This window comes from Streptoverticillium olivoreticuli subsp. olivoreticuli (assembly GCF_003391135.1).
Lineage (GTDB): Bacteria > Actinomycetota > Actinomycetes > Streptomycetales > Streptomycetaceae > Streptomyces > Streptomyces blastmyceticus.
On record NZ_CP031455.1, the window covers coordinates 4,273,322 to 4,292,210 of the forward strand.

Consider the following 18,889-nt stretch of genomic DNA (forward strand, 5'->3'; position numbering starts at 1 on the left):
CGGGTTTTTCGCGTCGGCGAAAGGATTGGGCAGATTGCCCAGTTGTAGGGGAGTGGAATTTGTCACCGGCGTCGCTGGACGCTGAACTGGGCGGATAGTGTGAGCGATCCGGTGCGCACGGCCGGGCTGATCGCGCACTGCAAGACGACGTGACCGAGCGCCTCGGGGGGCAGGCGCCGCGTGGCACCGACGGAGGATTCAAGCGACCGTGGACGCGCAAGGCCGTGGGCGGGCGGGCGGCATCGACCCCGCCGACCAGTGGGTCTTCGACCCCAAGACCGGCAGCTACGAGCTGCGTCTGGACCATGCCGAGGGGTCTGATCCGGCCTCCGGGCAGGGTTCGCCCCCCTCCGCACTCACCACCCCACCGACCGCCACGAGCTCCTTCATCCCCTCCGCGGGCCCCTCCCCCGCGGCCTCCGGCACTCCGTCCGTCGCGCGGCCGGGGCCGAAGGCTCCCAGGGCGGAGCCCGGCCGGCGTCCGCTGCCCGGCCAGCGCGGCAACGGCGGCGGCCGCAGGGGCGGGGCCAAACCGGCGACGGGCCGGCGACGGCCCAAGCCGAAGAAGACCGCGAAGAAGAAGGTCATGCTCTGGACGGGCGGCACGCTCGCCTTCGTCCTGGTCGGCGGCTCGCTGGGCGCGTACCTGCTCTACGAGCACTTCAACAACAACCTCAGCAAGATCGACGTCGGCGTGGACAACGCCGCCGTCACCAAGGGCCCGGTGAACATCCTCGTCATCGGCACGGACAAGCGCTCGGGCAAGGGCAACGAGGGCTACGGCGACGACGGCAGCGTCGGCCACGCCGACACCACGCTGCTGTTCCACGTCTCCGAGGACCGCTCCAACGCCACCGCGATCTCCATCCCGCGCGACATGATCACCGACATCCCGGAGTGCACGACCAAGCAGGACGGCAAGACCAAGGCCATCCCCGGCTCCAAGGGCGTCCGCTTCAACGAGAGCCTGGGCCAGGAGGACCGCGACCCCGGCTGCACCTGGCGGACCGTCGAGCAGCTCACCGGCCTGAAGGTCAGTCACTTCATGATGGCCGACTTCAACGCCGTCAAGCAGCTCTCCACCGCGGTCGGCGGCGTCGAGGTGTGCCTGGGCAAGGACATCGACGACCCCAAGTCGCACCTGAAGCTCAGCAAGGGCCGGCACGACATCCAGGGCGAGGACGCGCTCGCGTTCGTACGCACCCGGCACAGCGTCGGTTTCGAGAGCGACCTGGACCGCATCAAGCTCCAGCAGCAGTTCCTGAGTTCGATGATCCGGAAGATGAAGTCCGGGGACACCTTCTCCAACCCCAAGAAGCTCTACGACCTCGGTGACGCGGCGACCAAGTCGCTCACCGTCGACACGGGCATAGGCTCGGTCAGCGACCTGACCAAGCTGGCGAAGGACCTCAGCCGCGTCAACATCAAGAACATCACCTTCGCGACCCTGCCGGTCCTCGACAACCCGGCCGACGGCAAGACCCGCAAGACCGTCATCCTGGACAAGTCCAAGGCCGACCCGCTGCTGGCCATGGTCAAGCAGGACGTCTCCCTGACCGAGGTCAAGGAGAAGGAGAAGAAGGCCCAGGACGCCGAGGACGCCAAGCAGCAGGCGCTGCTCAAGGGCCCCAAGGCCGAGCCGGTCAACGTCCGGGCCAAGGTGCTCAACGGCAGCGGCCGGATCGGCGCCGCCCAGGAGGCCGTCGCCTGGATGCAGAACTCCAAGGGCATGACGCGCACCGGCAACGGCGGCAACGCGCCCGGCGGCAAGAAGATCGACAAGACCGTGCTGGAGTTCGCGCCCAACCAGGCCGACCAGGCGCGCAGGCTCGCCGACGCCATGGGTCTTTCCGCCGACGCCCTCAAGGAGACCAAGGCCGACGCGGGCCCGATGGCGGAGATGACGCTCACGCTCGGGGCCGACTTCAAGGCCGCGGGCACCCCGGTCACCGCGCCCGCCGCGCCCGAAAAGGCGCCGGAGGGCATCCAAAAGGTCGAAGCGGACGACAAGAACATCTGCGCCAAGTGAACCTAGGCGTGGCACACACGCATCTCACAGGTAGGGCCACCCTCCTGTGGGACGCGTGGCCCGGCCGTGCGCGCGGAGCGATCCGCGCCCACAGCGCTACGAGAGACGGCATGCCTGCCCATCGGGCCGGAAGCACCATTCAGGGGAGGCCCGATGCGGCAGAGCAGTGTGCGGGGGCCGCGCTCGCGCGGCCGCGTCCCGGGAGCCCGTGACGGCGGGGGCAAGAAGGGCGCGCCCGCCGGGAAGCCCGGCAAAGAGGGGGCCGCCTCCGGGGAGACGCCGTCCCGCCGTGCCCGCGCCGCCCGAATAGCCCGCTGGACCGCGCTCTGCCTCGCGGTCCTGGTCCTCGGCACCTCCGCCGCGGGCTACTTCTACTACCAGCACCTCAACGGCAACCTCAAGAAGGACGCGCTCAACCTCGGTGACAAGCGGCTCGACCGGAGCGCCGCCAACGCCGAGGGCCAGCGCCCGCTGAACATCCTCGTGCTGGGCTCGGACAGCCGGAACACCCCCGAGAACGTCGCCCTCGGCGGCGCCCGCGAGGACGCGGACCGCAAGCCGCTGGCCGACGTCCAGATGCTGGTGCACGTCTCGGCGGACCGCAGCAACATGTCGGTCATCAGCGTCCCGCGCGACACCCGCACGACGATCCCCAAGTGCACCGACCCGGAGGACGGGAAGGTCTACCGCGAGACCAGCAGCCAGATCATCAACACCAGCCTGATGAACGGCGGCCCGGGCTGCACGGTCGCCGCCTGGGAAGAGCTCACCGGCATCCCCGTCGACCACTTCATGATGATCGACTTCTCGGGCGTGGTGAGCATGGCCGACGCGGTCGGCGGCGTCCCCGTGTGCGTCGACAACAACGTCTACGACGACAAGTCCGGGCTGCGGCTGACCAAGGGCGAGCACAAGGTCAAGGGCGAGCAGGCCCTCCAGTGGCTGCGCACCCGCCACGGATTCGAGGACGGCAGCGACATAGGCCGCACGCACGCCCAGCACATGTACATGAACGCGATGGTCCGCCAGCTGAAGTCCGGCACCAAGCTCAGCGACCCGGGCCAGCTCACCGGGCTCGCCGAGTCCGCCACCAAGGCGCTGACGGTCGACAAGGACCTCGGCTCGGTCAAGAAGCTCTACGACCTGGCCGAGGAGCTCAAGCAGGTGCCGTCCGGCCGGATCACCATGACGACCATGCCGTGGGCCTCCGACCCGCAGGACCCGGACGCCCACGTCGTCCCCAAGCCCGGCGACGCGGACAAGCTGTTCTCGCTCGTGCGCAACGACATCGCGCTCGACGGCAAGGACAAGAAGAAGGACCCCGGGACCTCCCCGTCGACGCCCGCCGCGCCCAAGGGCAACATCCCGGTGACGGTCTTCAACGGCACGGGCACCGCGGCCCAGCCCGTGGCCACCGGCCGGGGCAGCGACATCGCCGCGTTCCTCGTCAAGCAGGGCTTCGCCAAGGCGAGCGCCGACTCCACGCCCCGGTCGCAGCTCGACACCACGCTGAGCTACTCCAAGGCGTCCCAGCGCGGTGACGCCGAGGCCGTGGCCAAGGCCCTCGGGCTGCCGGACAGCGCGCTGCGCATGTCCACGGCGGTGGAGGAGCTGACCCTGGTCATCGGCTCCGACTGGCGCTCGGGCACGGCCTACCCGAAGGACCGGGCCGACGCCGGCGCGGACGACAAGAAGGACGACGCCTCCGACAAGAACGGCGGCGACAAGAGCGACGCCGGCACGTCCGGCGACAAGTCCGGCGACAAGGGCAAGAAGAAGGACGGCGACAACAAGGCCCCCGAGAGCGCGGACCCGCTCAACGGCAACGACACCTCGGCCTGCATGAAGGTCAACTCGCTGAATCGTTTCTGAGCGTACCTGTGACGGGTGAGAGATCCGCGATTCCGGTGACTTCGCGTAGTGCTGCCGATACCGTCTGCGCCTGTGGCTCACAAGCGCTCACGAAAGGCAGCATGCATGAGGAACGTCTCCCGGGTCTGCGTACTCGCCGCGGTGAACCTGCTGGCAGCCCTCGCGACGGTGACAGGACAGGCAACGGCCGCCCCTTCTGAGGCCGTTCACAGCGTCCGGGTGCGGGAGGGATGCCGTAACGACGGCACGTCCTTCACCGACAGGCTCATCCCCGGCCACTGCCTCCAGAACGGCGGCTACCGGCTGGAGATGCAGTACGACGGCAACCTCGTGCTGTACTCGCCCTCGCGCGCCTGCTGGGCGAGCGGCACCGACGGGACCGACGGGGTCTACGCGAAGTTCTCCGGGGACTGGAAGCCCGACTCCCCCTACATGACGCTGGAGTCACCCGTCGGGGAGCTCAGGAAATACCGCGGGAAGTACACCGGGCTGCACAAGTCCGGGAACGTCAGCCTCAACAACAAGGGCGAGGTCTGGATCGCCTACGAGAAGATGGCGGGCTGCTGATCCGATGCGCACCCACCACAGGGGAGGCCGTGCCTCCGTACGGACGCTCGTGACCCATGGCGTACTGGCCGTCGTCCTCGCGGGCGGCGCGGCGGTCGGCCTCCCCGCGGCGGCGGGGGCGGCCACCGGACACATGGCCCCGGAGCGCTATTTCGGCGACGTCTGTGTGGCGAACGAGAACCTGGGGGAGATCGCCAACAACTTCATCTCCCGCTGCCGCAAGGGCTCCATCCGGTCGGTGTTCCCGGGACAGCACTACGGCGACACCCTCGGCTACCTCAAGGGCTGCCGGGAGGCCACGTGCAACACCGCCTGGAAGCTCCTGAACGACAACCGCTTCAAGAAATAGCGCGGGAACATGACCACTTACATCGCAGTCCTGCTGTGCGAGACCTCGGCCGACGCCGAGGACCACGTACCGCTCTACCAGGAGAGCTTCGTCCTGGTGACGGCACAGGACGAGGCACAGGCGCGCGAGAAGGCGGCCGCGCACGGCAAGGGCCTGGAGACGGCTTACGAGAACGAGCGCGGCGAGCTGATCACCTGGCGGCTGCGGCACGTGGTCGACGTCGGCGAGGTCCTCGACGAGCGCCTCACCGACGGCTCCGAGCTCTACGCCCGGCACTTCAGGAACTACGCCGCCTACCGCTCCTTCGAGCCGCTGCTCTCGGGGGAGCAGATCTGACCGGGGCCGCGGGGGCCGGCGAGCGGATGCCGGTCCCCGCGGCCACCCGGCCGGTCAGCCGTTGCGGACCGCCGGGCGGCGGCTGGCGATGACCTTCTTCGCCAGGGAGCGCGGGCTGGTCAGGAAGCCGTAGCCCCACGACATGTGCATGGTCGCCAGCGCCACCGGGATCTGCGCCCGCGCCTTGAGCGGCAGCCCCCTGCCCGCCGGGACCGAGCCCGCCACGATGGCGGCCAGATAACCGCCGGGCACGACCAGGGCCCAAGGGCTGACCGCCGCGCCCACGACGACGCCCGCAGCGATGGCCACGACGGCGGTCGGCGCCGCGAGGTAGCGCAGGTTGATCGAGCCCTGGTGGTAGCGGGCGACGACGTGCCGCCAGCGGCCGTAGTCCTTGTACTGCTTGGCCAGCGCCTTCACGGACGGGCGCGGCCGGTAGGAGACCTTGAGCTCCGGGGAGAACCAGATCAGGCCCCCGGCCTCACGGATCCGGAAGTTCAGCTCCCAGTCCTGGGCACGGATGAACTCCTCGTTGTAACCGCCCTGCTGCTCCAGCGCCGCGCGCCGGAAGACCCCCAGGTAGACGGTCTCGGCGGGCGCGGCCGCGCCGCCGGTGTGGAAGGCGGCGTTGCCCACGCCGATCTTCGAGGTCATGGCGGCGGCGACGGCCGTCTCCCAGGCGTTCTCGCCCTCGGCGTGCATGATGCCGCCGACGTTCTGCGCGCCGGTCTCGTCCAGCAGGCGCACGGCTGTGGCGATGTAGTCCGGCGAGAGCATGCCGTGCCCGTCGACGCGCACCACGACCGGGTGGCGCGACGCCTTGATCGCGGCGTTGAGGGCGGCGGGGGTGCGGCCGGTGGGGTTCGGCACGGTGTGGACGCGGGGGTCTTCCCGTACGAGCTCGGCGGCGATCTCGTCCGTACGGTCCGTGGAGGGGCCGAGGGCGATCACGACCTCCAGCTCTCCGGCGTACTCCTGCTCCAGGATGTGCCGCACGGAGGTGCGCAGGTGCCGCTCCTCGTTGAGCACCGGCATGATCACGGAAACGGCGGGCGGCTGCTGTTCGGGCATGGTTCCTCGGGGGTACGGGGGTCACCCACCCGGCTGGGCCGGGGTCGGCGGAATCGTCGGTCACGTTACCGCCAATGGCGGACACCGGCGTTCTCCGGCCGGGTGGCCGGGTGACCCGAACGGCGTGGGGGCACGGCCCTTTGATCGTATTGACCTACCGTTGCCCGTCCCTGGCCCGCCCCAGGCCTGCCCCTGATCCCGTTCCGTCGCGGAGGTCTCGGAATGACCGCACCGGCCCGCACGCCCCGCCCGAACGGACCGCGCCACAGCGCTCCCCGCCGACCACGCTGGGGGCTGCGCGTCGCCGCGGGCGCGGCGGCGGTGATCCTCGGCACCGCGGGCGTCGGGCACGCCGTCGTCAGCGGGATCGACCACGGCATCGGCCGGGTCGACGTCTTCCGCGGGCTGTCGGACCGGCCGGTGACCGGCCGGGGGACCAATCTGCTGGTCGTCGGCACGGACTCCCGGGACCGGATCACGCAGGAGGAGCGCAGGCTCTACCACCTGGGCGGCGCGCCCTGTCACTGCACCGACACGGTGATGCTGGTGCACCTCGCCGCGGACCACGACCGGGCCACCGTGGTCAGCCTGCCGCGCGACACCTACAGCGAGATCCCCGACCACCTGGACGACGCCGGACGCCCGCACCCCGCGCACGTGCAGAAGCTGAACGCGGCCTACGCGGAGGGCGGGCCCGGGCTGACCGTGCGGACCGTGGAGCACCTCACCGGCGTCCACATCGATCACTATCTGGAGGTCGACTTCACCAGTTTCATGAAGACCGTCGACGAGGTGGGCGGCGTACGGCTGTGCACGGACCGTCCGCTCCAGGACCCCTTCAGCGGGCTGAACCTGCCGGTGGGCACCAGCACCCTCAACGGCGGCCAGGCCCTGCAGTACGTGCGCTCCCGCCACCTCGACGGCGCCGCCGACCTGGGCCGGATGCAGCGGCAGCAGCGCTTCCTCGCGTCGCTGCTGCACCGGGTCTCCGAGAGCGGGATGCTGCTGCACCCCGTGATGTTCCAGCAGGTCGTCGGCACACTGCTCGACTCGGTGCGGGCCGACCGGAGCCTCGACAGCGACGAGCTGGTCGGGCTGGGCCAGGCCATGCGGAACCTGAAGCCCGCCGACACCGAATTCCTCTCGGTGCCGATCGCGTCCGCGAATTTCCCGGTGCCGCACGTCGGCTCGACCGTGAAGTGGGACGAGGCCGCCTCCGCCAAGGTCTTCCAGGCCCTGCGCGACGACCAGCCGCTCACCCCGCGCGCGCCGTCCCGGGTCCACGACGCGAAGGGCCAGGCCCGGCAGCAGGAGGCCCCGACGCCGGTGGAGGTGGCGCCCTCGGAGGTCCGGGTGCAGGTCTTCAACGGCAGCGGGCGCCAGGGGCTGGCGCGCGCCACGGACCTGGCGCTGCGCGCCACGGGCTTCAGCACGACGGGGCTGCCGGCGGACGCGGGCACGGGCCCGGCCCAGGCGCGCACGGTGATCTCCTACGACCCGCACTGGGACCGCTCGGTCCGCTCCCTCGCGGCGGCGCTCCCCATGGCGGAACTCCGCCCCGCCCCGGGCCAGGGCCCGGTGATGCGGGTCACCCTGGGCACGGACTTCACGTCGGTCCACGGGGTCCGTTTGCGGGTGGCGCAGGAGGGACCGGGGGTGATGACGGGCGACCGGACCGCGTGCCCCTGAGCATCCCTGTGGCTCCGGCGCACCCACCGTGTCCACAGATGCCTAGTCGGCCAAACCCTCCGCGTTGCGGGACTCCCGGAGGTCCATGATCGCCCGGCGGCGGGCCAGCCGGTGCGTACGGCGGATCTGCGCCTCCTGATACCGCCGCCGGTCCTTCTCCGTCTCCGGCTCCACCGGCGGCACCCGCCGCGGCTTGCCGGCTTCGTCGACCGCGGCGAAGACCAGGTACGCGCTGCCGACCTGGACCGCGGGCGTGGACTCGTTCCACCGCTCCGCCATCACCCGCACCCCGACCTCCATGGAGCTGCGGCCCGTCCAGTTGACCTGCGCCTGCACATGCACGAGGTCGCCGACCTTGACCGGTTCGAGGAAGGCCATCTCGTCCATGGAGGCGGTGACCGCGGGGCCACCGGAGTGGCGGCCCGCGACCGCGCCGGCGACATCGTCCACCAGCTTCATGATCACGCCACCGTGGACGGTGCCGAGGAGATTGGTGTCACCCGCGGTCATGATGTGGGAGAGGGTCGTGCGTGAAGCGGACGTCGGCTTACCCGGTATGTCCGATTCCAGATCCGGGTCCTGAATGGTCATGTCCACCACTGTATGCCCGGGCGCACCCGAGGACCGGATTTGCATCAGCTCTGCAACAGCCCTGCCCCGATCATGTAGCGCACCGCCTGTCGGCGGTACGGGCGGGCACACTCGGTTTCATGAGTGATTGGCCCGAAGGGCGGACCGACGAGCGGCAGGACCGGTACGGACGCGGCAGTGCGAGCGCCGAGCCGGAGGGCGCCCGCGCCATGCCGCATGTCCGCCGTGACGCCCCGCCGCGCCAGTACCGGCCCGTACCCGGCCAGAACTCCGGCGGCGCGGGCACTCCCCAGGCGGCCCGTCCCGGTGACGGCTACAACACGGGCCAGGTCTACGGACACGGCGGCCCGGTGGGCCCGAACCGCGGCACCGGCGGTGGTGGCGGCCAGGGGCCGGGCGGCCGGGGCGGCCGGACCAGCCCGCCGAACTGGCGCAAGCGGATCACGGTCGGCCTCGTGGCGTTCGTCGTGCTGCTGCTGGCCGTCTCCGTCAGCACGTACTTCTGGGCCGACTCCAAGATGCGCCGCGAGGTCGACCTGAGCAAGGTGAAGGACCGCCCCTCGGGCGGGAAGGGCACGAACTATCTGATCGTCGGTTCCGACAGCCGCGAGGGCCTCTCCGAGCAGGACAAGAAGGACCTCCACACCGGGTCCGCGGACGGCAAGCGCACCGACTCGATGATGATCCTGCACACCGGCGACAACGGCACCACGATGCTGAGCCTGCCCCGTGACTCGTACGTCACGATCCCCGCCTTCACCGGGCCGCAGTCCGGCAAGCAGTTCCCCGCGTCCACGCACAAGCTCAACGAGGCGTATTCGGACGGTGGGGCGGAGCTGCTGGCACAGACCATCGAGTACAACACCGGACTGCATATCGACCACTACGCGGAGATCGGCTTCGGCGGTTTCCGCAATCTGGTCGACGCACTCGGTGGTGTCGACATGTGTCTGGACAAGCCGGTGAAGGACCGCGACTCGGGTGCGGACTTCAAGGCGGGCTGCCAGACGCTCAACGGCACGCAGTCGCTCGCGTTCGTGCGCCAGCGCCACCAGGAGGCCGACCAGGACCTGGGGCGGATGCGCAATCAGCAGAAGTTCCTGAACACCCTCGCCAAGCAGGCGGCCTCGCCGTCGACGATCCTCAACCCCTTCCGCCTCTACCCCGTCATCGGCTCCGGGCTGGACACGCTCGTCGTCGACAAGGACATGGGGCTGACGGACCTGATGTCGATGTTCTGGTCGATGAAGGGCGTCACCGGCGGCGACGGCAAGCAGCTGACCGTGCCGATCTCCAACCCCAACCTCCCCACGCGGAGCGACGGCGTGGCGGTCAAGTGGGACACGGCCAAGGCCAAGCAGCTCTTCGACCAGCTCAAGAACGACGAGAAGGTCACCGCCGCCGACAAGTGACGTCCGGCGCGCCCCGGGTCAGGCGGGTTCGGGCCCGGTCGCGTTGATGACGGCGAACGTGCCGCCCTGCGGGTCCTGCACGACGGCCATCCGGCCCGCCGCCATGTCGAACGGCGGAACGAGGACGTTGCCGCCCGCGCGGATCAGGGCGTCGACCGTGCTGTCGGTGTCGTCCACCGAGAAGTACGCCAGCCAGTGCGAGGGCACGCCCTCCGGGAGCTTGTCGAGCCCCTGCATCCCGCCGACGGTCCGCCCGTCGACGTTGAGCGCGAAGTAACCGTCCGCGCCCTCCATGGGTGCCGCCTGGATGCCGAGGGCGGCGGCGAGGAAGGTGGTCGCGGCGCCGGTGTCGCTGGTGTCGAGCTCGTTCCAGATCAGCGCGCCGTGCTCGTTGACGACGCCCGCGCCGGGGAAGTCCTCGGCCTGCCACAGCCCGACCACCGCGTCGGTCGGGTCGGAGATGAGGGACATCCGGCCGAGCGTCATCACATCCATCGCCGGCATCATCACCGTGCCGCCCGCCTTGGCGACCTTCTTCTCGGTGGCGTCCACGTCGGCGGTCGCGAGATAGGTGGTCCACACGGTCGGCGGGGGCGGCCCGCCGTCGGGCGACGTCGCGGTCATGATGCCGGCCACCGGCTTGCCCCTCAGCGTGCAGACGGCGTACCCGCCGGTCTCCGGCGGTCCGACCTCGCCCTGCCAGCCGAAGAGGTCGCGGTAGAAGTCCAGGGCCGCCTGCTGGTCGGGCACCATGAGGTCGACCCAGCAGGGGGTGCCGGGTGCGTACGGGCCGGTTACATCGGGCATGTCGAGAGCCTCCAAGACGGTGGTGGGACGGGCACCCACGGGCTCAACGTTCTGCGCTCCGGCCGTGCCCCGCCACCGGCGTTGACCCGTCCGGGCGCGGCGCCACCGCCGAGGGACCGCCCCCTCACCCCACCGGCAGCACCACGGCCCCCGGCGCGATCGCCGGGGGCCGTGGTGCTGCCGGTGCGGGGCAGGCTACTTCGGCAGGTTGCGCGCCATGACGATGCGCTGGACCTGGTTCGTGCCCTCGTAGATTTGCGTGATCTTGGCGTCGCGCATCATGCGCTCCACCGGGTAGTCACGGGTGTAGCCGTAGCCGCCGAGCAGCTGGACGGCGTCCGTGGTGACCTCCATGGCGACGTCGGACGCGAAGCACTTGGCCGCGGCGCCGAAGAAGGTGAGGTCGCCGTCGACCCGCTCGGACTTGGCCGCGGCCGAGTACGTCAGCTGGCGGGCGGCCTCCAGCTTCATCGCCATGTCGGCGAGCATGAACTGGATGCCCTGGAAGTCGGCGATCGGCTTGCCGAACTGCTTGCGCTCCAGGACATAGCCCTTGGCGTAGTCCAGCGCGCCCTGCGCGATGCCCAGCGCCTGCGCCGCGATGGTGATGCGGGTGTGGTCGAGGGTCTTCATCGCGGTCGCGAAGCCGGTGCCCTCCTCGCCGATCATGCGGTCGGCGGGGATCCGGACGTTGTCGAGGTAGACCTCGCGGGTCGGGGAGCCCTTGATGCCGAGCTTCTTCTCCGGCGCGCCGAAGGAGACGCCCTCGTCGGACTTCTCCACCACGAAGGCGGAGATGCCCTTGGAACGCTTCTCGGGGTCGGTGACGGCCATGACCGTGTAGTACTCGCTGACGCCCGCGTTGGTGATCCAGCGCTTCACGCCGTTGAGGATGTAGTGGTCGCCGTCGCGCACGGCCTTGGTCTTCATGCCGGCCGCGTCCGAGCCCGCGTCGGGCTCCGAGAGGGCGTACGAGAACATCGCCTCGCCCTTGGCGAGCGGGCTCAGGTAGCGCTTCTTCAGGTCGTCCGAGCCGGAGAGCACGACGGGCAGCGAGCCGAGCTTGTTGACCGCCGGGATCAGGGAGGAGGAGGCACAGACGCGCGCGACCTCCTCGATGACGATCACGGTGGCCAGCGCGTCGGCACCGGCGCCGCCGAACTCCTCGGGGACGTGCACGGCGTGCAGATCGGCGGCCACCAGGGAGTCGAGCGCCTCCTGGGGGAAGCGGCCCTCCTCGTCCACCTCGGCGGCGAACGGCGCGATCTTCGCCTCGGCGAGCGAGCGCACGACCTTGCGGAGCTCGTCGTGCTCCTCGGAAGGCCGGTACAGGTCGAAGTCCTTTGATCCCGCCAAGGCGTACTCCCCTGAGAGTTAACTACCGTTTAGTAACCCGATTCTAGGGGCGGCTTCCGGACGGGTATACGTGAGCTTGCCGACAGCGTCCGCACGACGGTCCGCGCTGCGCCCGACCTTCATGGCGTCTCCCGAGATCCTTCCCGGCCCCCGCCCCGACTATGCTCGGGCAGCGCAGTCCAGCCCGTCAGCACATGGAGCACCGCATGGCCCCCAGGATCACCGTGATCGGCACCGGCTACCTCGGCGCCACCCATGCCGCGGCCATGGCCGAGCTCGGCTTCGAGGTGCTGGGCCTCGACGTGGTGCCGGAGAAGATCGAGATGCTCGGCCGGGGCAGGGTCCCGATGTACGAGCCCGGTCTGGAGGAGCTGCTCTCCCGCCACGTCGCCGGGATCGAGGGCTCGACCGGGCGGCTGCGCTTCACCACCTCCTGGGAGGAGGTCGGCGAATTCGGCGACGTCCACTTCATCTGCGTGAACACCCCGCAGAAGCACGGCGAGTACGCCTGCGACATGTCCTACGTCGAGGCCGCCGTCTCCTCCCTCGCCCCCGTGCTGCACCGGCCCGCGCTGGTCGTCGGCAAGTCCACCGTCCCGGTGGGCAGCGCCGCCCGGCTCGCGGGGCTGCTCGCCGAACTGGCCCCGGCGGGCGCGGACGTGGAGCTCGCCTGGAACCCGGAGTTCCTGCGCGAGGGCTTCGCCGTCCAGGACACCCTGCACCCCGACCGGATCGTCGTCGGCGTCGCCGGTGAGCGCGGCGAGAAGCTGCTGCGCGAGGTGTACGCGACCCCGATCGGCGAGGGCACGCCGTTCGTCGTCGCCGACTACCCCACGGCCGAGCTGGTGAAGACCGCCGCGAACTCCTTCCTCGCCACGAAGATCTCGTTCATCAACGCCATGGCCGAGGTCTGCGAGGCCGCCGACGGCGACGTCGTGAAGCTGGCGGAGGCCATCGGCCACGACGAGCGGATCGGCGAGAAGTTTCTGCGGGCCGGCATCGGCTTCGGCGGCGGCTGCCTGCCGAAGGACATCCGCGCCTTCATGGCCCGCGCGGGCGAGCTGGGCGTCGACCAGGCGCTGACCTTCCTCCGCGAGGTCGACTCCATCAACATGCGCCGGCGCGGCCACATGGTCGAGCTCGCGCGCGAGGCGGTCGGCGGCAGCTTCCTCGGGCAGCGCGTCGCGGTGCTCGGCGCGGCGTTCAAGCCGGACTCCGACGACGTACGGGACTCCCCGGCGCTCAACGTCGCCGGGCAGATCCACCTTCAGGGCGGGCAGGTCACGGTCTACGACCCCAAGGGCATGGACAACGCGCGCCGCCTCTTCCCGACGCTGGCCTACGCGCCGACGGCGCTGGACGCGGTGCGGGGCGCGCACGTCGTGCTCCACCTGACGGAGTGGCGCGAGTTCCGCGAGCTGGATCCGGCGGCGCTGGGGGCGGTGGCGGCGTCGCGGCACGTCCTGGACGGGCGCAATGCGCTGGACGCCGCCGCTTGGCGTTCGGCCGGGTGGACGTTCCGAGCGATGGGTCGCCCCCGGGCGTAGCGGGTTTCCGGGGCTCCGCCCCGCACCCCGGGCGCCTGCGGCGGGCTTGTTCCCCACCCCGCCCCTTCCCGCAGCATCTGATGCTCGGCTCCGCCGAGGCCGGGGCTCCGCCCCGGACCCCCGCTCGGGTGCGGCCCGGCGGGCTTTGTTCCCCAGCCCCGCCCCTTCCCGAAACCGGGGCTCCGCCCCAGACCCCGAAGCACGCTTCGCGCGCTGTCCTCAAACGCCGGACGGGCTGGAAAATCCAGCCCGTCCGGCGATTGAGGACGCGCCCGCAGGGCGCTGGGGGTCCGGGGGTCTCCCCCGGTTTCGGGAAGGGGCGGGGCTGGGGAAGAACTAGCCGTCCAAGGACTCGCGCGTCGCGTTCGACGGGGGCGTATCCGCCAGGGAGCGGGCCGTATCCTCCGCCGCGCGAAGCACCCGCACCGCGTTCCCCCACGTCAGCTTCGCCAAGTCGCCCTCCGACCAACCCCGTCGCAGCAACTCCGCGATCAAGTTCGGATAGCCCGCGACATCCGCCAGATCCGCCGGCGTGAACGCCGTGCCGTCGAAGTCGCCGCCGATGCCGATGTGGTCGATGCCCGCGACCTCGCGCATGTGGTCCAGGTGGTCGGCGACCGTCGACGCCGTCGCGAGAGGGCGCGGGTTGGTCGCCTCGAAGGCGCGGTGGACGGCCATCGCCTCGGCCGTGGTGTCGAGGTGGTGCAGGCCGTGGGCGCGCATGTTCTCGTCGGCGGCCCGGGTCCAGGCGACGGCCTCCGGCAGGATGAACTTCGGGACGAAGGTGGCCATGGCCACGCCGCCGTTCGCGGCGAGCGAGGCCAGCACGTCGTCGGGGACGTTGCGCGGGTGGTCGCACACCGCCCGCGCCGAGGAGTGCGAGAAGATCACCGGCGCGGTGCTGACCCGCAGGGCACAGCGCATCGTGTCGGCGGAGACGTGCGAGAGGTCGACGAGCATGCCGACGCGGTTCATCTCCCGCACGACCTCCTCGCCGAAGCGGGTCAGCCCGCCCGCGACGGGCGCGTCGGTGGCGGAGTCGGCCCACGGGACGTTGTCGTTGTGGGTCAGCGTCATATAGCGCACGCCGAGCCGGTGCAGGGCGCGGAGCGTGGCGAGGGAGTTGTTGATGCTGTGGCCGCCCTCGGCGCCCATGAGGGACGCGATCCGGCCATCCGCGCGCGCCGCCTCCATGTCGTCCGCGGTGAAGGCGAGGCGCAGGTCCGCGGGGTGGCGGGCGACCAGCTGGCGCACGACGTCGATCTGTTCGAGCGTGGCGCTGACGGCGTCGTCACCGGCCATGTCGGTCCGTACGTACACGGACCAGAACTGTGCCCCGACGCCGCCCGCCCGCAGCCGGGGCAGGTCGGTGTGGAGGTCGGCGCTCTGGTCGGTGGCGATGTCGCGCCGGTCGAGGTCGTAGCGGACCTGCTGGCGCAGGGCCCAGGGGAGGTCGTTGTGGCCGTCGACGACGGGGTGCGCGGCGAGCAGTTCCCGGGCGCGGGCGAGGTGGTCGTTCACGGTGGTCACTTCCCGAAGCCGAAGCCGTCGTTGCCCGTGGCCTTGGCCCGCAGGCGGCGGCCCTTCTCGGTCGCCTGCTCGTTGAGCTCGTCCTGGAACCGGCGCATGCGGGCCAGCAGTTCGTCGTCGTGGGCGGCGAGCATGCGGACGGCGAGCAGCCCGGCGTTGCGGGCGCCCGCGACGGAGACGGTGGCGACGGGGACCCCGGCGGGCATCTGCACGATGGAGAGCAGGGAGTCCATGCCGTCGAGGTACTTCAGCGGCACGGGCACGCCGATGACCGGCAGCGGGGTGACCGAGGCCAGCATCCCGGGGAGGTGGGCCGCTCCCCCGGCGCCGGCGATGACCGCCTTGAGCCCGCGGCCGGCGGCCTGCTCCCCGTACGCGATCATCTCGCGCGGCATCCGGTGCGCGGAGACGACGTCGACCTCGTAGGGGACGTCGAATTCGTCGAGGGCCTTGGCGGCGGCCTCCATGACGGGCCAGTCGGAGTCGGAGCCCATGACGATGCCGACCAGGGGGGAGCGGTGGCTCATTCGGTGATCGTTCCTCGCAGGTATCCGGCGGCGTGGGCGGCGCGCTCGCGCACGTCGGCCAGGTCGTCGCCGTAGGTGTTGACGTGGCCGACCTTGCGGCCGGGCTTCACGTCCTTGCCGTACATGTGGATCTTCAGGCCGGGGTCCCGCGCCATGCAATGGAGGTAGGCGGAGTACATGTCGGGGTAGTCGCCGCCGAGGACGTTGGCCATGACGGTCCACTTGGCCCGCGGGCGCGGGTCGCCGAGCGGGAGGTCGAGCACGGCGCGCACATGGTTGGCGAACTGCGAGGTGATCGCGCCGTCCTGGGTCCAGTGGCCGGAGTTGTGCGGGCGCATGGCCAGCTCGTTGACGAGGACCGCGGGGTTGCCGTCCTCGTCCCGGATCTCGAAGAGCTCGACGGCGAGGTGGCCGACGACGTCCAGCTCCTTGGCCACCTTCAGGGCGAGCTGCTGCGCGTGCGCGGAGAGCTGCTCGGAGAGGCCGGGCGCGGGGGCGATGACGGTGTCGCAGACGCCGTCGACCTGGATGGACTCGACGACGGGGTAGGAGACGGCCTGGCCGTGCGGGGAGCGGACGACGTTGGCGGCGAGCTCGCGGACGAAGGCGACCTTCTCCTCGGCGAGCACGGGCACTCCGGCGCGGAAGGGTTCACCCGCCTCTTCTGCGTTGCGGACGATCCAAACCCCCTTTCCGTCGTAACCGCCGCGGACCGTCTTGAGGACGACGGGGAAGCCTCCCCCAGCTACCGCTGGGGGTGCCCCCAGCTCCGCGGCGAAGCGCTCGACGTCCGCGGGGTCCTCGACGATCCGGTGCCGGGGGCAGGGCACCCCGATCGCGTCGAGCTTCGCCCGCATCACACCCTTGTCCTGGGCGTGCACCAACGCGTCGGGCCCCGGGCGGACGGGGATCCCGTCCGCCTCCAGGGCCCGGAGGTGCTCGGTCGGAACGTGCTCGTGATCGAAGGTGATCACATCGCAGCCTTGTGCGAAAGCACGAAGGGTTTCCAGGTCGCGGTAGTCGCCGATGACGACGTCGCTGACCGCCTGGGCCGCCGAGTCCTGCGGGGTGTCACTGAGCAGCTTGAACTTGATGCCGAGGGGGATACCCGCCTCGTGGGTCATACGGGCGAGCTGACCGCCGCCGACCATGCCGACTACCGGGAACGTCACGCCCCCAGGGTATCCGTACGCGCGAACCACTCCCGAACCCACTTGGAGGATCATCCGAAGAGCGAGTGTCTCGCATGATGGCCGATATGGCGTGCGTTCGCCGCACGTTCACCGACTCCGTCTCTCGGCGCCCGGAGGCGCTGGATAGCATGAAAGCTGCCCCATGTCCCGGACAGCCCCACACGACGGAGCCTGACGATCTTTATGAGTCAACGGCACACCATGCGTTCCCGGCTGCGGAGGCTGGCCCGCGAGATAGCGAAGTTCGGCGCGGTCGGGGCCATCGGGTTCGTGGTCAATCTCATCGTCTTCAACATCTGCGTCCACGGGTTCCACCTCGCCGTGGTGCGCTCGGGCGTGATCGCGACGGCCGTCGCCATCGCGACGAACTACGTCGGCAACCGCTACTGGACGTACCGCGACGCCGACACCAGCCGGCGCAGCCGTGAGCTGTCCCTGTTCCTGCTGTTCAGCGGCATCGGCCTGGTGATCGAGAACGGCATCCTGGCGCTCTCCCACTACGGCTTCGGCCTGACCTCCCCGCTCGCGGACAACATCGCCAAGAATGTCGTCGGCCTCGGCATCGGCACGGTCTTCCGCTTCTGGTCCTACCGCACCTGGGTCTTCCGCGCCCTGCCGGCCCGCGAGGCGGTGGAGACGGCGGAGTCCTTCCTGACCGACACCTCTCCGGCGCGGATCGACGCGAAGTAGCGGCTCAGGCCGAGCCGCCACCGTCCGTCTGGTCGGCCTCCCGGCCGAGGAACAGCGCGAAGACCGGCGGGTTCGCCTGGAGGAGCTCCAGGCGGCCGCCGTCCGCCTCCGCCAGATCGCGGGCGACCGCCAGTCCGAGACCCGTGGAGTTGCGGCCGCTGACCGTCCGCTCGAAGACCCGCGCGCCCAGGTCCGGCGGAACGCCCGGCCCCTCGTCGGTGACCTCCACGACCGCCTGGTTGCCGGTGACACGGGTGCGCAGGGCGACCGTGCCGTCCCCGTGCATCAGCGAGTTCTCGATGAGCGTCGCGAGCACCTGCGACACCGCGCCCGGGGTGCCGACGGCCCGCAGCCCCTGCTTGCCGGAGCGCACGATGGCCCGCCCCTCGCTGCGCGAGGCGGGGCGCCACTCCTCGATCTGCTGCTTGACGACCTCGTCCAGGTCGAAGGTGACGGCCGAGCTGGACTTGGGGTCGCGGGAGTTGGTGAGCAGCCGCTGGACGACATCGGTGAGCCGCTCCACCTGGGTGAGGGCGATCGTCGCCTCCTCCTTGACCGTGTCCGGGTCATCGGTGAGCGTGATCTCCTCCAGCCGCATCGACAGGGCCGTCAGCGGCGTGCGGAGCTGGTGCGAGGCGTCGGCGGCGAGCCTGCGCTCGGCGGTGAGCATCCGGGCGATCCGCTCGGCGCTGGAGTCCAGGACGTCCGCCACCCGGTCCAGTTCGGGCACGCCGTAGCGGCGGTGCCGGGGGCGGGGGTCGCCGGAGCCGAGGCGCTCGGCGGTCTCGGCGAGGTCGATCAGCGGCGCGGTGAGCCGGTTCGCCTGCCGTACGGCCAGGAAGACGGCTGCCACCACGGCCAGCAGGGCCACCGCCAGGATCACCAGCAGGGTGCGGCCGACCTCGCGGCTGACCGTGGAGCGGGACGCCTCGACCCGTACGCTCTCGCCCTGCCCGCCCTTGAGCTGCGCGGAGATGATGCCGCCCTTGGGCCGGGTGCCGAGCTCGATGACCGGCCGGCCGGGGATCTCGATCCGGGCGTAGCGCTCGGGCGTGATCTGCTCACTGAGGATCCCCGACTCCACCCGCTCGCCGCCGACCAGCCGGCTGTCGACGATGCTCTCCAGGCGCACCGCCTCGGACTGCACGCTCTCCTGGGCGCTGTTCTCGATCGTGCGGGTCTCGACGATGACGAGCGAGATGCCGAAGACGGCGATCACGACGAGCACGACGGCGAGCGTGGAATTGATCAGTCGGCGGCGCACTGTGCCCTCCGGGCGGGTGGTACGTAAGCAGCCCGGCAGTGGGGCCCTGGGCCGGTCGG

General features: G+C 70.8%; 17 protein-coding genes. 9 read left to right on the forward strand and 8 right to left on the reverse strand.

What is annotated here, in order from left to right; all coding sequences use genetic code 11:
* Window positions 1-208: 208 nt before the first annotated feature.
* From DXZ73_RS18580 to DXZ73_RS18600, 5 genes are all read left to right on the forward strand, one after another.
* Window positions 209-2,029, forward strand: coding sequence for an LCP family protein (locus tag DXZ73_RS18580; RefSeq protein ID WP_116212106.1), 1,821 nt, complete (start codon window positions 209-211; stop codon window positions 2,027-2,029).
* A gap of 153 nt (window positions 2,030-2,182) precedes the next feature.
* Window positions 2,183-3,901 carry an LCP family protein gene (locus tag DXZ73_RS18585; protein WP_116212107.1) on the forward strand — a complete coding sequence of 573 codons (1,719 nt, stop codon included), beginning with the start codon at window positions 2,183-2,185 and terminating at the stop codon, window positions 3,899-3,901.
* Between the two features lie 105 nt (window positions 3,902-4,006).
* Window positions 4,007-4,468, forward strand: a complete 462-nt coding sequence (locus DXZ73_RS18590) for a hypothetical protein (RefSeq protein WP_116212108.1) — start codon at window positions 4,007-4,009, stop codon at window positions 4,466-4,468.
* A 4-nt stretch (window positions 4,469-4,472) separates the two neighbouring features.
* Window positions 4,473-4,817 carry a hypothetical protein gene (locus tag DXZ73_RS18595; RefSeq protein WP_162890247.1) on the forward strand — a complete coding sequence of 115 codons (345 nt, stop codon included), beginning with the start codon at window positions 4,473-4,475 and terminating at the stop codon, window positions 4,815-4,817.
* 9 nt (window positions 4,818-4,826) lie between these two features.
* The gene (locus DXZ73_RS18600) at window positions 4,827-5,153 is read left to right on the forward strand and encodes a DUF4288 domain-containing protein (protein WP_116212110.1); all 327 of its coding nucleotides are present in this window, start codon (window positions 4,827-4,829) and stop codon (window positions 5,151-5,153) included.
* Window positions 5,154-5,207: 54 nt separating this feature from the next.
* Here the strand turns inward: DXZ73_RS18600 and DXZ73_RS18605 are convergent, their stop codons facing one another.
* Window positions 5,208-6,224: a glycosyltransferase family 2 protein gene (locus DXZ73_RS18605; protein ID WP_116212111.1), complete on the reverse strand. Its 1,017-nt coding sequence runs from the start codon at window positions 6,222-6,224 to the stop codon at window positions 5,208-5,210.
* A gap of 222 nt (window positions 6,225-6,446) precedes the next feature.
* Between DXZ73_RS18605 and DXZ73_RS18610 the strand changes: the two genes are divergently transcribed.
* Window positions 6,447-7,913 (forward strand): LCP family protein, encoded by a 1,467-nt coding sequence (locus tag DXZ73_RS18610; protein ID WP_116212112.1) that lies wholly within the window; start codon window positions 6,447-6,449, stop codon window positions 7,911-7,913.
* A 42-nt stretch (window positions 7,914-7,955) separates the two neighbouring features.
* On the opposite strand, the gene DXZ73_RS18615 is transcribed toward DXZ73_RS18610, so the two are convergent.
* The gene (locus DXZ73_RS18615) at window positions 7,956-8,504 is read right to left on the reverse strand and encodes an acyl-CoA thioesterase (RefSeq protein WP_116215693.1); all 549 of its coding nucleotides are present in this window, start codon (window positions 8,502-8,504) and stop codon (window positions 7,956-7,958) included.
* A gap of 119 nt (window positions 8,505-8,623) precedes the next feature.
* Here DXZ73_RS18615 and DXZ73_RS18620 point away from each other — a divergent pair, with 119 nt between their 5' ends.
* Window positions 8,624-9,916: an LCP family protein gene (locus DXZ73_RS18620; protein ID WP_116212113.1), complete on the forward strand. Its 1,293-nt coding sequence runs from the start codon at window positions 8,624-8,626 to the stop codon at window positions 9,914-9,916.
* Between the two features lie 18 nt (window positions 9,917-9,934).
* Here the strand turns inward: DXZ73_RS18620 and DXZ73_RS18625 are convergent, their stop codons facing one another.
* Entirely contained in the window at window positions 9,935-10,723 is a 789-nt protein-coding gene (locus tag DXZ73_RS18625; RefSeq protein ID WP_116215694.1) for a VOC family protein, read from the reverse strand.
* Between the two features lie 195 nt (window positions 10,724-10,918).
* Entirely contained in the window at window positions 10,919-12,079 is a 1,161-nt protein-coding gene (locus DXZ73_RS18630) for an acyl-CoA dehydrogenase (RefSeq protein ID WP_116212114.1), read from the reverse strand.
* Between the two features lie 206 nt (window positions 12,080-12,285).
* Here DXZ73_RS18630 and DXZ73_RS18635 point away from each other — a divergent pair, with 206 nt between their 5' ends.
* Entirely contained in the window at window positions 12,286-13,626 is a 1,341-nt protein-coding gene (locus DXZ73_RS18635; protein ID WP_116212115.1) for a UDP-glucose dehydrogenase family protein, read from the forward strand.
* Between the two features lie 336 nt (window positions 13,627-13,962).
* Here the strand turns inward: DXZ73_RS18635 and DXZ73_RS18640 are convergent, their stop codons facing one another.
* From DXZ73_RS18640 to DXZ73_RS18650, 3 genes are read right to left on the reverse strand one after another with little or no spacing between them, the layout of a single operon-like run.
* The gene (locus DXZ73_RS18640; protein WP_116215695.1) at window positions 13,963-15,147 is read right to left on the reverse strand and encodes a dipeptidase; all 1,185 of its coding nucleotides are present in this window, start codon (window positions 15,145-15,147) and stop codon (window positions 13,963-13,965) included.
* A 5-nt stretch (window positions 15,148-15,152) separates the two neighbouring features.
* Window positions 15,153-15,683, reverse strand: a complete 531-nt coding sequence (purE, locus tag DXZ73_RS18645) for a 5-(carboxyamino)imidazole ribonucleotide mutase (RefSeq protein ID WP_116212116.1) — start codon at window positions 15,681-15,683, stop codon at window positions 15,153-15,155.
* Entirely contained in the window at window positions 15,680-16,855 is a 1,176-nt protein-coding gene (locus DXZ73_RS18650; RefSeq protein WP_116212117.1) for a 5-(carboxyamino)imidazole ribonucleotide synthase, read from the reverse strand. The genes purE and DXZ73_RS18650 overlap by 4 nt, the downstream gene beginning before the upstream one ends.
* Before the next feature lie 204 nt (window positions 16,856-17,059).
* Between DXZ73_RS18650 and DXZ73_RS18655 the strand changes: the two genes are divergently transcribed.
* Window positions 17,060-17,566, forward strand: coding sequence for a GtrA family protein (locus DXZ73_RS18655; protein ID WP_116212118.1), 507 nt, complete (start codon window positions 17,060-17,062; stop codon window positions 17,564-17,566).
* A gap of 4 nt (window positions 17,567-17,570) precedes the next feature.
* Here the strand turns inward: DXZ73_RS18655 and DXZ73_RS18660 are convergent, their stop codons facing one another.
* The gene (locus tag DXZ73_RS18660; protein WP_116212119.1) at window positions 17,571-18,830 is read right to left on the reverse strand and encodes an ATP-binding protein; all 1,260 of its coding nucleotides are present in this window, start codon (window positions 18,828-18,830) and stop codon (window positions 17,571-17,573) included.
* Window positions 18,831-18,889: the final 59 nt, after the last annotated feature.

Coding starts and splice junctions, on each gene's coding strand:
- DXZ73_RS18620 (WP_116212113.1), top strand. CDS start 8,624: ATGAGTGATTGGCCCGAAGGGCGGACCGACGAGCGGCAGGACCGGTAC.
- DXZ73_RS18625 (WP_116215694.1), bottom strand. CDS start 10,723: ATGCCCGATGTAACCGGCCCGTACGCACCCGGCACCCCCTGCTGGGTC.
- DXZ73_RS18615 (WP_116215693.1), bottom strand. CDS start 8,504: ATGACCATTCAGGACCCGGATCTGGAATCGGACATACCGGGTAAGCCG.
- DXZ73_RS18600 (WP_116212110.1), top strand. CDS start 4,827: ATGACCACTTACATCGCAGTCCTGCTGTGCGAGACCTCGGCCGACGCC.
- DXZ73_RS18610 (WP_116212112.1), top strand. CDS start 6,447: ATGACCGCACCGGCCCGCACGCCCCGCCCGAACGGACCGCGCCACAGC.
- DXZ73_RS18655 (WP_116212118.1), top strand. CDS start 17,060: ATGAGTCAACGGCACACCATGCGTTCCCGGCTGCGGAGGCTGGCCCGC.
- DXZ73_RS18590 (WP_116212108.1), top strand. CDS start 4,007: ATGAGGAACGTCTCCCGGGTCTGCGTACTCGCCGCGGTGAACCTGCTG.
- purE (WP_116212116.1), bottom strand. CDS start 15,683: ATGAGCCACCGCTCCCCCCTGGTCGGCATCGTCATGGGCTCCGACTCC.
- DXZ73_RS18585 (WP_116212107.1), top strand. CDS start 2,183: ATGCGGCAGAGCAGTGTGCGGGGGCCGCGCTCGCGCGGCCGCGTCCCG.
- DXZ73_RS18595 (WP_162890247.1), top strand. CDS start 4,473: ATGCGCACCCACCACAGGGGAGGCCGTGCCTCCGTACGGACGCTCGTG.
- DXZ73_RS18605 (WP_116212111.1), bottom strand. CDS start 6,224: ATGCCCGAACAGCAGCCGCCCGCCGTTTCCGTGATCATGCCGGTGCTC.
- DXZ73_RS18635 (WP_116212115.1), top strand. CDS start 12,286: ATGGCCCCCAGGATCACCGTGATCGGCACCGGCTACCTCGGCGCCACC.